Genomic DNA, 12,985 nt, shown 5'->3' on the forward strand with positions numbered 1-12,985 from the left:
ACCGATAGCGTGAGGCGGCGACTGTAACAGGATGCTGCGCCCAGCGGAAAGGCGAAGGACAGGTGTTTCGTGTGTCAGCTCAAGGCTGGGGATCGGCCCGTGGCGTCCCCGCCCCGCTGTTGCGCATCAATGCTACAGGCCACGAAATCCTCCTGACGCAACACCACCAGCGCCACCAGCGACGCCACGCCGGTGCCCACGTAGAAATACCACGGCGCGGTGATATCTCCGGTCACCTTGATCAGCCAGGTGGAGATCAGCGGCGCGCTGCCGCCGAATACCGCCACCGGAATGTTGTAGGCCATGGCGATGCCGGTGGAACGGATGCGCGTCGGCAGCAGCTCGCTCATCAGCGCGTAGGTCGACGAAGCGTACAGCCCGAACAAGATCGCCACCGCCATCAACGGCCAGAACAAGGTGGCCGGGGTGGCGCCGGGCGCGGTCTTGAAGAACCAGTACATGGCCAGGGTCGCCAGTGTACCGATCACCATCAGGAATGGCTTGCGCCCGTAGCGGTCGGTAAAGGCGCCGCCGAATGGCATCACCAGCGCCGCCGACAGGCTGGCGACGAACACGTAGAGCAAGGTGGTGCCGCTGTCGAACTTCAAGGTGTTGGACATGTAGGTCGAGGCGAAGGTCAGCACCAGGTAGAAGATCGAGCTGTGCAGGGTGATGATGAAGAACACCAGGGCGATCGAGCGCTTCCACTGCCACACCTCGCGCAGCGGCGCCTTGGAAGTCTGCCCGGCTTCCACCAGGGCGAGGAACTCCGGGCTGTCCTCGAGCTTGAGGCGAATGTACAGCGAAATGAAACCCAGGGGGCCGGCAATCAGGAACGGAATCCGCCAACCCCAGTCCTGCATCAGTTCGGCGCCCAGCGCCCAGGTCATGCCATTGGCCACGGCGCCGCCCAGCAGCAGGCCAAGCACCGCGGTGACCATCAGCCAGCAGGTGGCGAAGCCGCGGCGACCAGGGCCGGCGTACTCGGAGATGAAGCTGGTGATGGTGCCGATCTCCCCCCCGGCGGAAAAACCCTGCACGCAGCGGATCAGCACCAGGATCACCGGTGCGGCGATGCCGATGCTGGCGTAAGTCGGCAGCAGACCGAGCAGGAAGGTAGAGCCGGCCATCATCACCAGCACCGTGATCAGCGTGCGGCGGCGGCCGATCTTGTCCGCCAGCGGACCGAAGAACAACCCGCCCAGCGGGCGGATGAAGAAGCTCAGGGCGAAGGCCGCGAAGCTCGCCAGCAGGCTGCTGGTGGGGTCGTCGGAGACGAAGAAGGCCTTGCCGATATACAAGGCCAGGAAGCCGTAGACGCCGTAGTCGTACCACTCGATCAAGTGGCCGGTGGTGGCGCCGATAAAGGCGCGGCGCCGCTGGCGCTGGGTGTTGCCGGGTGACATGCCCATGTCGGGAACTCCTGTCGTGGTGCTTTCCATGAAAAGTGGCGGGTCAGTGGCGGGCGAACGCCCCGTCGGGCTCCTGCAGCCACTGGCGCACCTGGGTCTTGAGAATCTTGCCGTAGCTGTTCTTCGGCAGCTCGGCGCAGAACAGGTACTTCTTCGGCTTCTTGAACGAGGCCATGCGCGCCAGGAACCACTGGTTGAGCGCCTGGGCATCAAGGCTGCCTGGCGTGCGCGGCACGACGAAGGCTACCACCGACTCGCCCCATTCGGCGTCAGCCTCGCCCACCACGCAGGCCTCGAACACCTCGGGGTGCTGGACCAGCACTTCCTCGACTTCGCGCGGGTAGATGTTGCTGCCACCGGAGATGATCACGTCCTTGCTGCGGTCGGTCAGGGTCAGGTAACCGCGCTCGTCGAAGTAACCGATGTCGCCGGTACGCAGCCAGCCGTCCACCAGTGTCGCCTGGGTGGCCTGCGGATTGTCCCAGTACCCCTGCATCACCACCGGCCCACGCACGCTGATCTCGCCGGGTTCACCGGCCGCCTGCGGCTGGCCGGCGCCATCCACCACACGCACCTCGACACATGACTGCGCCCGCCCCACCGAAGCGGCGATGGCGGGCCAGTCGGCGTGCTGACGGTCGGCGATAATCTCACGCGACAGCGCGCTGATGGTCATCGGGCATTCGCCCTGGCCGTAGATCTGCACCAGCCGCGGGCCGAAAGTGTCCAGGGCCTCGGTGAGGTCGGCCAGGTACATCGGGCCCCCGCCATAGACGATGGTCTTGATACCCCCGCCGTCATAGCCCTGCTGGCGGGCCTGCTCGACCATGCGCTTGACCATGGTCGGCGCGGCGAACAGGCTGACCTGCCCCAGCGTCTGCGCCAAGCCGAACAGCTCGGCGGCCTGGAACCCCCGGGACAACGGCACCACGTGCCGGGCGCCGCAACGCACGTGGATGAAGTTGTACAACCCGGCGCCATGGGACATTGGCGCAGCGTAGACCACGGCATCGCCGGCGCTCACCGGGTCGACATCCAGCGGGTAGCACAGCGACATGGCGATCAGGTTGCCATGGGACAGCATCACGCCCTTCGACCGCCCCGTGGTGCCGGAGGTATAGAACAGCCAGGCCAGGTCGTTGTCCAGGCACGGATGCGGCTGCGCCAGTTCATCGTTGTCGAGCGTGCCGGGCACAGCCAGGGCTGGCACGGCGAGCTCACGGCAACCGTCCGGCAGGGGCGCGCCGGCGAAGACCTCGCCCTCGTCGGTATGGATCAGGCGCGCTCCGGCGTTACCGACGATCCAAACCGCTTCCAGGGCATGCAGCTTGCTGTTGATCGGCACCGCCACCGCCCCGCTCCACCAGATGGCGTAGAGCAGTTCCAGGTAGGCGCAGCTGTTCTTCAACAGCAGCGCCACCCGGTCGCCCGGTTCGATGCCATGGGCGTGACGCAGCTCCAGCGCCCGCGCCCGAACCCGGGCGGCGAACGTCCGGTAGTCGGCGACCTGGCGCGCCCCCTCGAACAGCGCCGGGCGCTCGGGCCAGCGCTGGGCCGCATCCTGCAGCCAATGAGCGATGTTCATCCTCAGACCCTGACGGCTTGCAGCACGCTGGCATAGTTGGCCACCGCCATGCCGCCCATGTTGAACAGCAAGCCGAACTCGGCGTTGGGCACGCCCAGGCCGATGGGCTTGCCGGTCAACTGGGCGAAGCCCAGGGCATGCATCGACACTCCGGTGGCGCCCACCGGATGGCCCTTGGCCTTGAGCCCGCCGGACAGGTTCACCGGCAGCCGCCCACCCTGGCGCACGATGCCGTCGTCCAGCGCTCGGTGCCCTTCGCCCCTTGGCGCCAGGCCCATGGCTTCGTAGATCAGCAGTTCGGCGATGGTGAAGCAGTCGTGCACCTCGGCGAAGCTAAGGTCGTTCAGGGTCACCCCTGCCTCGCGCAGCGCCCCGTGGATCGCCCGTTGCGGCCCCTCGAAGGCCAGCATGTCGCGGCGCGACAGTGGCAGGAAGTCGTTGACCTGGACCATCGAGCGGATCGCCACCTGGCGCCGCATCGACCGGGCACGCTCGGGCGAGGCCAGGATGATCGCCGCCGCGCCGTCGCTGATCAGCGAGCAATCGGTCAGGCGCAGGGGCGCGGCGATCAGCGGATTGCTGGGTGACACCTGGTTGCAGTGTTCGAAGTCCATCACCCGGTGCATCTGCGCCAACGGGTTGCCCATGGCATTGGCGTGGTTCTTCACGGCGATGGCGGCCATCGACGCCAGCGGGCTGTGGTAGCGCTCGGTGTACTGCTGCGCCACCTGGCCGAACAGCTGGGCGAAGCTCAGCCCGGCTTCCGCCAGGGCGTTCTGGTAGCCGGCACCGGCCAGGGCCCGGGTGACCTCGACCGTGCTGTTGCCGGTCATCTTCTCCGCGCCGACCACCAGCACGAGGTCGGCGGCGCCGCTGCGAATTGCGTTGATCCCGGCCTGGATCGCCGCCGAACCGGAAGCGCAGGCGTTCTCGCAGCGGGTGGCGGGCTTGAAGCGCAGTTGCGGATCGGCCTGCAGCATCAGCGAGGCCGGGAAGCCGTCGGCCACCAGGCCCGAGTTGAAGTGGCCGAGGAACAGCGCGTCGATCTCGGCGGCGTCGATGGCCGCATCCTGCAAGGCATCGCGGGTGACCTGGACGATCAGGTCCTCGAGGTTCAGGCCATCCAGGCGGCCGAAGGGACTGTGCGCGGCGGCAACGATGGAGATGGAATCGTGGAGCATGGTGGTTTTCTTCTGTCCTTGAAGCGGGTATTGCATACAATGTGGCAGTACCCGATTCCCACGCTAGTTGGGGCAACTACGTACGCGAGTAAGTAGTGAGCCGTACGGGACATGCCCCCAAGCACCGAGGCAGGAAGCCTGATGACCGTACCCACCCACGCCTCCCCGGACCTGGAACGCCTGGCGTTCCAGGTTTCACCCGCGCCACAGCTGATCACCGGCCACCGACGCATGCTCGACTGCAACGAGGCCTTCGCCCGGCTGTTCGGCTATACCCGCGAAGAACTGCGCGGGCATCTGACCTTGCTGCTCTACCCCTCCCACGCCGACTACCAGAGCATCGGCGAACGCAGCGAGCACTGGCTGCGCAACGGGCTGGGCGCTTTCTATTCCGACGAACGCTTCATGCAGCACCGCAACGGCGAGGTGTTCTGGGCCAGGGCCCAGGGCTTCACGCTGACGGTGGACGATCCGTTCAAGCTGATGATCTGGCATTTCGAACGGCTCGACCGACAGCCGGCGCCGACGGTGCAACTGACACCACGGGAGCGTGAGATCTCGCTGCATATTGTCAACGGGCTGACCTGCAAGGAAGTGGCGCGGCAGCTGGGGATATCGCATCGGACGGTGGAAGTGCATCGGGCACGGTTGATGAAGAAGTTGCAGGCCAAGAACAGCGCGGAGTTGGTTTCGAAGATCATCTTCATCAGCTGATCAAGGGCCAGGAACCAGCTTGTGCTTCACAGCAGCCACTGGAGCTGCGTTGCAGCCCCAGCTATTGCAATCCCTTCACCACACCGAGACAATGCGAGCAATTACCATTTACATCATGGACCTCGCCCTATGTCGACGCTCGACCGCTCGGCGCTTCACCAGCTATACAGCGAAAACAACGGCTGGCTGAAAAGCTGGTTGCGCGCGCGCCTGGGCAATGCCGCCGATGCGTCCGACCTGGCCCACGACACCTTCCTGCGGGTCATGACCGCCCGCAACCAGACGCCCATCCGCGAGCCGCGCAGCTACCTCAGCGCCATCGCCCGCGCGCTGCTGATCGACAAGGTTCGTCGCCGCGCCATCGAGCAGGCCTACCTGCAGGCCCTCGCCCTGCGCCCGGAGCTGGTCGAAGTGTCGCCGGAGATTCGCCTGTCGATTATCGAGATGCTGGTAGCGGTCGATGCACTGCTCGACGAACTCGGTCCCAGGACCCGCGACATCTTCCTCGCGGTGCAACTGGAAGGGCTGACCTATGCGGCGGTCGCCGAACGCTTCGACGTCTCGGTGACCACGGTGAAGAACCATCTGATACGGGCCATGACCCGCTGCCTGCTCGTGGTCGAGAGCTGAGGGCCGGGCTGTGGATATTAAGACACTCGAAGCGGCTGCGACCTGGTACGTGCAGCTCAATGACGGTGATGCCGACACTGCCCGGACCCAGGCCTGGCAGGCATGGCTGGCCGCAAGCCCTGCGCATGCCGAAGCCTGGTCGCGGGTGGAGAAACTCCAACGCCAGTGGTCAACGGTGCCGCGCCAGGCTGCGCTGGCAGGCCTGGGCGCGGCTCAGGCGCAACGCCGCGAAGTGCTCAAGGTACTGGGACTGCTGCTGGCGGTCGGTGGCGGTACCTGGTTGGCCAGCGAACAGGTGCAGTATCGCGCCCTGCTCGCTCAGCAGCGCACCGGCAGCGGAGAGCGGCGCTCACTGCGCCTGGACGACGGTTCGCAACTGGAGCTGAACGTCGACACCGCACTTGACGTGCACTTCGACGCCCACGTGCGGGCGATCCAGTTGTATCGCGGCGAGATCCTTATCAGTACCGCCCGTGACGCCGCCCGCCGCCCGTTCATCGTGCACACCGACAACGGCAGCGTGCGGGCGCTAGGCACGCAGTTCAATGTGCGCCAAACAGCGCAGCAGACACAGGTCGCAGTGTTGCAGTCCGCCGTCGAGATACGCCCGCAACGCCACCCCGACCAAGTGTTGCGCCTGGACGCCGGCCAGCAGGCCGGATTTGATCGCGACGTGATCGGCCGTACCCAGCCCCTGCCCGCTGATTCCGCGGCCTGGGTCCAGGGTATGCTCAGCGTCAACGACTGGCGCCTGGGGGATTTCATCGCCGAACTGGGCCGCTACCGCCCTGGCCTACTGCGTTGCGCGCCGTCCATCCAAGGCATGCGTATCTCCGGCTCATTCGCCATCGACGACACCGATATCGCCCTGGCGAACCTGCCCAAATCCCTGCCAGTGAAGGTGCGCTACCTGAGCCGCTACTGGGTCAGCGTGGAGCCTGCCTGAGCCCTGCACGAAAAAAAGTTTTCCGCAATCTTGCTGATTTCGATTCTCGTCCGTCCATGACACAAGCCGCGACGACAGCGACTTTCCGCCATGACACGCAAGGATCACCCAATGCCCGCTCCCCACCCCACCGCCCGCCTGCGCCTGGCCGTCCGCCGGTTCGCCTTTGGCCTGTCCCTCGCCAGCGTGCCCTGCGCGCTGCTCGCGCCGGCCCATGCCATGGCCAGCAGCCAGAACACCTACCATATCGCCGCCGGCCCCCTGGGCAATGCGATCACCCAGTTCGGCGTGCAGGCGGGGGTAACCATCTCGTTCGACACCGAGCAGACCCGCCACCTCAGCACCGCCGGGCTCGACGGCAGCTACAGCGTCGAGGAAGGCCTGCTGCGCCTGCTCGCCAGCAGCGGGCTGCAAGCCCAGCGCCAGGGCAACGGTGGCTATGTGCTGGTCCCGGCCGACAACGGCGCGGCGATGGAGCTGGGGCCGTTGACCATCGACGCCAACCGCCTCGATGCCACCAGCTAGGGCACCCAGTCCTACGCCGCGCGCGCGGTGACCATCGGCAAAGGCGTGCACAGCCTCAAGGAGACGCCGCAGTCGGTAACCGTCATGACCCGCAAGATGCTCGACGACCAGAACCTCAACACCCTCGAGCAGGTGCTGGACAAGACCCCTGGCATCACCGTCTACGACTCGCCCATGGGCGGCAAGTACTTCTACTCCCGTGGCTTCAACCTCGACGGCCAGTACCAGTACGACGGCGTGCCGCTGGATGTGGGCGGCAACTATGTGCAGGCCAACAGCTTCTCCAGCGACATGGCCTTCTACGACCGTGTCGAGATCCTCAAGGGCGCCGCAGGCATGATGAAAGGCTCCGGCTCCTCCGCCGGCGGCGTCAACTTCGTGCGCAAGCGCGGCCAGGACAAGGCCCACACCACGCTGACCTTGTCCGCCGGCACCTGGGACAACTACCGTGGCCAGGTGGACGTGGGCGGCCCGCTCAACGAATCGGGCACCGTGCGCGGCCGCGCCGTGGCCACCCTGCAGGATCGCCAGTACTTCTACGACAACGCCAAGCGCCAGGACCAGGTGCTGTACGGCGCCCTGGACTGGGACGTGACGCCCGACACCACCCTGGGCGTGGGCCTTGCCTATGAAGACGTCGACGCCTCGCCCTGCTACCACGGCCTGCCCCGCTACGCCGACGGCAGCGACCTGAAGCTGTCGCGCTCCACCTGCCTGGGCGCCAGCTGGAACGACCAGCAAAGCCAGCGCACCACCGGCTTCGCCGACCTCAAGCATCGTTTCAACGACGACTGGACGCTGAACTTTGCCTCGGTCTACACCCACAACAACCAGAACATCGAGTACGGCTACGCCGAGGGCGCGGTGCCGGTGGGCGCCGGCAGCGCCGGGATCCGCCGCTATGCCGGGCGGTTCGACTACGACCAGGATGACTACGGCTTCGATAGCTACCTCGACGGCAAGTTCGAGGCGTTCGGCCTCGAGCACGAGCTGATCGTCGGCGCCAACGCCAGCCGCCAGCAGACCCACGATTACTTCGCGCTGATGGGCCTGAGCGGTACCCAGAACCCGTTCGATCCGTCCCCGGCCTTCCCCCATCCGTCCAAGGACGCGTTCCTGAGCGCTCCCAGCCGCGGCGGTAGCGTCCCCACCGACTCCACCACCACCCAGTACGGCACCTACGCCACCCTGCGCCTGAAGCTGGCCGAGCCATTGACACTGGTGCTCGGTACGCGGGTGAGCTGGTACCGCAACAAGAGCGATTCCTACACCCAGGCCTGGGACTACTGGGTACACAACCGCAGCCAGGAAAACGGCCAGGTCACGCCCTTCGCCGCCGTGCTCTACGACCTCAACGATGAGTGGACCGTCTACGCCAGCTACGCCGACATCTTCCAGCCGCAGAGCAATCTGGTGAATGCCCAGGGCCAGGCCCTGCAGCCCAAGACCGGCGCCAACTACGAGCTGGGTATCAAGGGTGAGCTGTTCGGCGGTGCACTGAACACCGCCTTCAACCTGTTCCGCACGGTCGAGGAGCACCGCGCCGAAACCGACTTCGCCGACACCTGCCTGGGCTCGGGCGACCAGTACTGCTACACCGACAGCGGCAAGGTCCGCGCCCAGGGCTTCGAGGCCGAGGTCAGCGGCTCGCCCATCGAACGCCTGCAGTTGCTGGCGGGCTACACCTACACCCAGACCAAATACCTGAACACCATCAACCAGACCGACCCGACCGAGCTGACCTTCACCTCCAGCTTCATCCCGCGGCACATGCTCAAGGTCTGGGGTGACTACCAGCTGGACGGCGCGCTCGAACGCTGGACCGTCGGCGCCGGGGTTTCCAGCCAGAGCGACAACTTCCGCCGCCAGGGCAACCTGAGCATCGAGCAGGCGGGTTACACCCTGTGGAGCGGCCGCGTGCAGTACCGCCTCGACGAGCACTGGAGCCTGGCGCTGAACGGCAACAACCTGCTGGACAAGCGTTATTACTCGACCGTGGGGGCTACTGGCTGGGGTAACTACTATGGTGAGCCGCGCAACTTCATGGTGACGCTCAAGGGGAGTTTCTGATGGGGGCAGGATCGGCGTTGTAAGCGTCGGGTCTTTCAGGGTGTTCGCCGCAAGCCTTGCAGCGAACACCTGGAGGCCTTCACTCGGTCAATAGCCCCCGCAGCCAAAGACCTTGAGAGGGCTGCACGCCAACCACTCATTGTCCGCGCTCCGCCCCCGGTTCGAGGAAAGCCGCAACAGCGCTGGCAAATCGCTCCGGTTGATCGAGCATGACGAAATGAAAACTGTCATCGATGCGGGTGAAATGGATATCAGGTGTCGAGGCATAGGCCCGACGGAACGTTGCATCGACGCTGGATGCAGGCACACCGTAAAAAGCGTCGTAGGCATACACGACTTCGACCGGCGCGCTGATGCGACCGAGTTCGGGACGCAGATCGGTGATCATCAATTCATATACGGCGTCCGCCACAGTCTTGCGATCGGAGCTGATCCCCGCAGAAACCAGCCCTGGTCTGACCGCCTCGGTCTTGGCGAGTCGGGCGATGGATGCCTTCTGCATCGCTTCACTCTGCTCCGGCGATGCCGCCAACAGCGAACTGCGCATTGCTGCAGCCTGCACGGTAGCAGTTTCGCTGGTGGCCAAAGGGTCAATCAGCAACGTATAGAACGGCAACGCATCGACGATCATCAAGCGCCCAACCTGATCGGGATGACGAGCCCCCAGCATCAATGCAACCTCTCCCCCCAGCGAATGCCCGATGATCACGGGGGCCTCGATATGCTGGGTGCGGATGTAATCAGCAATTGCCTCGGCCACTGGAGCGAGCACTTTCCCTTCGCTATCGGTCACCGCAGGCGAACCGGCAAAGCCTGCGAGCTGCACGAGGTGAAGGCGGTGGTCCTGGCGTAACCGAGTCGCCAGGTCAGCCCATACCTCACGAGACGATGCCAGTCCCGGAATCAGGATCACATCCCTGCCCTCGCCTTCGACCTGGACCGAGATACGCTGCTGATCAGTGGGTAATGGAGACGATGGCTGGCCGGGTGACGCCGATAGCGACACCGACATCAACGACAAGGTGGTCCCGACTGCCGCGAGGATCATTGCGATACGCATCGGACTCCCCTCTCCAGACGATGTGCTGCTTGATTCATGGCCACTCCTTTGACTGATGAGAGCTAGGCACTATACGGACTTGTCGCCACGATAGAAGGCGTTGAGGGCACTCGAGCATGGTCTGGGTCGGCGCGGCTGCCCACCCAGACCACCGGCCTCTGTTTCACACCTTCTTCAATATCCCCATATGCGCATCATCCATCAAGGCCTTGGCCATATCGCTCAGGTAGTGCGATGCCCAGACCAGCACCGGTTCGTTGTCCATCACACCAATGAAGGAAGCCCGGCGGGCGCTGTCGAGCAGCACGGAAGCCTGCTCCATGGCGTGGCTTGCGCAGTTGCCGGGCTCGACGCGGAACAGACGCATACCTTTGGTGGCGCCTTCCAGGCAGGTGCAGCTGCCGACGGTCCAGCCGAGTTGGCCGTGGTCTGCTGGGGTTTCGTTGTCCATTTGCGAAATCCTCTCTCGTAGAACAAACCGTGACTCATTGATTTAGCTAACCCCTGTGGAGCGGCCTTGTGTCGCGAAAGGGCTGCGCAGCGGCCCCGGCAATTTTGATTGCGGCGCGGAACCTGGGGCCTGTGGCAGCTCTATCAGTGCAATGTGTATGACAGCGGTCGCGCACTCATCTGGAGCTGGGCCAGTGCCGACTCCAGCAGCGTGCGGGTGGCATCAAGCTCGTGCATCATCGTCAGCATCACCAAAGTGGCCGGTGATTTGGGCAGGTGGCTGAACGACTGATGGGCGACGGCCAGCGCGCACATGACGTACTCGGTGGCTTGGACGAGGGTGTCCTCGAGGAGATGGGGGGATTCGGTGGACGGGGGTGGGTCCGGGACGATCTTGAGCATGATGAAATTCTCTAGTTGCGCTGATCGGACCGCAGCCCATCGCTTGCAGGCGATAGGGTGGCGGCTACGTACGGGCCTGCAAGACCGGGGCAACTAGAGTAAGCCCGGCTGACCCGAAGGCCACCCGTACGCAGCCACCATAACGCACTGCCAGTGGCTTGAGACCAATGGCAATAGGTGGCGCTGATCTAGTTGTCCCGCTCAGGCTTGCAGACCCGGCCGCTACTTTTTGCAGCGACCCAGCGAGACTAGACCTCTGTTGGAAGGCGTAAAAGCGGCTAAAGCATGCTTCGGAAACGGACTACTCGAAATAGGGAAAATCTGATTAATCCCTGTAGGACGCGACGCGGGGTCTCTCCCCTGCCCCTCTACCCAGCCGTGCCGTTGGGCGTGGGGCTGTTCGTGACGCGGCGTCGGTTCACGGAGGTGGGCTGAAGCCCAGGTCAAGCTCTTGCAGGAGATCGCCGTGCCCTATGGGCTACACAGTCGTGCAGGAAACAACGTTACAAGCATTACCAACGTGGGAGCGGGCTTGCCCCGCGATGCGGCGTATGGCACCGGCATTACCGGTGATCGCGGGGCCAGCCCGCTCCCACGCAGCCCAACAACCAGATTGCATTGAGAACAGCGCCTTGGGTCAATGTCCACTTCGGATCGATCAGGCAGCCCCCTTCGCCTGCTGTTCCAGATGTACCTGCAACGTCGGATCGATCCCCAACGCACTGGCCAATTCATCAAGGTAGGCCCGCTCCGCATCCTGCTGGTCATCCACCAGCATCACACTGGCCAGATACATTTCCGCAGCCATGCCCGAGTCCTGGGCCGACTGTGCCACTTCGGCAGCATCGAGGGGTTTGCTGACTTCCTCATCCAGCCATTGCTGCAATTGCGGGTCGCTGGTGTGACGTTTGATTTCGGCATAGATCAACTGTTCTTCCTGCGGGTCGATGCGACCATCAGCCTTGGCTGCCGCAATCAGCGCACGCAAGATCGCATGGCTGTGATCTTCGGCCTCGGGGCCGGACAGTTGATCCACGGTACGCACGGCCTGTTGCGGCGCGGCCGCCTGGCTGCGCTGCCAACTTTGATAGGCCTGGAACGCCATCATGCCCAATGACGCCAGAGCCGCGTAATTGACGCCGCCAGCAGAGCGTCCCTGAGCGGAAGCGCCGGCGTTGCCACCACCGCCACCCAAAAGGCCGCCCAGTAAACCACCAAGGCCACCACTGCCACCTGCGGTAATGCCGCCGCCAAGCAGCCCTCCCAGCAAGCCGCCCAGGCCATCCTGCGCTGACATGCCGCCGCGCCCTTGTTGTGCTTGCGAACCCTGCCCGGCCCGGAGCAACTGTTCCAGTAGATCACTCGTGTTCATCGCACCGCCCTCGGTCGGTAGTCGTCGCCCAGACAAGCAACGATAGCCCCCGCAAGGCGAACCGCCATTACCGTCTGGCCGACGGGTAAGCGGGGGCATACCGAGTGCAGCGAAATAGCACGAACGCTCCCTTCGATTTGAACCGGAAGCAGGAGCTTGACCGCCTCTATTGCGGTAGTTTCGCGATCACCTTGATCTCGAAATCGAAGCCGGACAACCAGGTCACGCCAAGAGCGGTCACCGTAGGATAAGGCGCTTCGCCCCAATACTCGGCCGCCACTTCCCAGATGGTTTCAAACTTCGAGTCGGGATCGACCATGAAGATGGTCGTATCAACCACATCCTCGAAACTACTGCCGGCCTCGGCCAGGATCGCGTTGAGGTTGGCGAAGGCCAGGCGAACCTGCTCAGCGAGGTCAGGCTCGGCCGAGCCGTCCTTACGGCTGCCGACCTGACCGGATACGAACAGAAACCCGTTGGAGCGAATCGCCGGCGAGTAGCGGTGCAGCTCGTACAAAGCATGGCGATCGGGTGGAAAAACCGACATCACGTTTACTGGACATTGCCTACCTCGTTCTGGGTCATCGCGGCCCGGTGTTTACGGTGAGACCACTATAAAAAGGCCACCTACCTGGATA

At 64.4% G+C, this 12,985-nt stretch carries 11 protein-coding genes and 1 pseudogene; 4 read left to right on the forward strand and 8 right to left on the reverse strand.

What is annotated here, in order from left to right:
• Positions 1-74: 74 nt before the first annotated feature.
• The 3 genes from CC207_RS26200 to CC207_RS26210 are packed head-to-tail and all read right to left on the reverse strand — an operon-like array spanning position 75 to position 4,178.
• Positions 75-1,412, reverse strand: coding sequence for an MFS transporter (locus CC207_RS26200; protein ID WP_051555681.1), 1,338 nt, complete (start codon positions 1,410-1,412; stop codon positions 75-77).
• Between the two features lie 43 nt (positions 1,413-1,455).
• Complete coding sequence (locus CC207_RS26205) at positions 1,456-2,997, reverse strand: class I adenylate-forming enzyme family protein (protein WP_088853054.1); 1,542 nt, start codon at positions 2,995-2,997, stop codon at positions 1,456-1,458.
• A 2-nt stretch (positions 2,998-2,999) separates the two neighbouring features.
• Positions 3,000-4,178: an acetyl-CoA acetyltransferase gene (locus tag CC207_RS26210; RefSeq protein WP_069016596.1), complete on the reverse strand. Its 1,179-nt coding sequence runs from the start codon at positions 4,176-4,178 to the stop codon at positions 3,000-3,002.
• A gap of 141 nt (positions 4,179-4,319) precedes the next feature.
• On the opposite strand from CC207_RS26210, the gene CC207_RS26215 reads away from it, so the two are divergent.
• The 4 genes and pseudogenes from CC207_RS26215 to CC207_RS26230 all read left to right on the forward strand — a co-directional run bounded on the left by CC207_RS26215 (position 4,320) and on the right by CC207_RS26230 (position 9,063).
• Positions 4,320-4,892, forward strand: coding sequence for a LuxR C-terminal-related transcriptional regulator (locus CC207_RS26215; protein ID WP_028690779.1), 573 nt, complete (start codon positions 4,320-4,322; stop codon positions 4,890-4,892).
• 129 nt (positions 4,893-5,021) lie between these two features.
• Positions 5,022-5,522 carry a sigma-70 family RNA polymerase sigma factor gene (locus tag CC207_RS26220; protein ID WP_088853055.1) on the forward strand — a complete coding sequence of 167 codons (501 nt, stop codon included), beginning with the start codon at positions 5,022-5,024 and terminating at the stop codon, positions 5,520-5,522.
• 10 nt (positions 5,523-5,532) lie between these two features.
• The gene (locus CC207_RS26225) at positions 5,533-6,468 is read left to right on the forward strand and encodes a FecR domain-containing protein (RefSeq protein WP_088853056.1); all 936 of its coding nucleotides are present in this window, start codon (positions 5,533-5,535) and stop codon (positions 6,466-6,468) included.
• 111 nt (positions 6,469-6,579) lie between these two features.
• Positions 6,580-9,063: pseudogene (locus CC207_RS26230) on the forward strand (TonB-dependent siderophore receptor).
• 136 nt (positions 9,064-9,199) lie between these two features.
• Here the strand turns inward: CC207_RS26230 and CC207_RS26235 are convergent.
• The 5 genes from CC207_RS26235 to CC207_RS26255 form a co-directional block, all read right to left on the reverse strand.
• On the reverse strand, positions 9,200-10,123 hold the full coding sequence (locus CC207_RS26235; protein WP_062360342.1) for an alpha/beta fold hydrolase: 924 nt from the start codon (positions 10,121-10,123) through the stop codon (positions 9,200-9,202).
• Positions 10,124-10,286: 163 nt separating this feature from the next.
• The gene (locus tag CC207_RS26240; protein WP_088853057.1) at positions 10,287-10,574 is read right to left on the reverse strand and encodes a DUF3077 domain-containing protein; all 288 of its coding nucleotides are present in this window, start codon (positions 10,572-10,574) and stop codon (positions 10,287-10,289) included.
• Positions 10,575-10,717: 143 nt separating this feature from the next.
• Positions 10,718-10,975, reverse strand: coding sequence for a hypothetical protein (locus CC207_RS26245; protein WP_028690773.1), 258 nt, complete (start codon positions 10,973-10,975; stop codon positions 10,718-10,720).
• A 658-nt stretch (positions 10,976-11,633) separates the two neighbouring features.
• Entirely contained in the window at positions 11,634-12,347 is a 714-nt protein-coding gene (locus tag CC207_RS26250; protein ID WP_028690772.1) for a tellurite resistance TerB family protein, read from the reverse strand.
• Between the two features lie 166 nt (positions 12,348-12,513).
• Positions 12,514-12,894: a RidA family protein gene (locus CC207_RS26255; RefSeq protein ID WP_143496182.1), complete on the reverse strand. Its 381-nt coding sequence runs from the start codon at positions 12,892-12,894 to the stop codon at positions 12,514-12,516.
• Positions 12,895-12,985 lie beyond the last annotated feature (91 nt).

Source organism: Pseudomonas sp. DrBHI1 (assembly GCF_002205115.1).
GTDB classification, from domain to species: Bacteria; Pseudomonadota; Gammaproteobacteria; order Pseudomonadales; family Pseudomonadaceae; genus Aquipseudomonas; species Aquipseudomonas mosselii.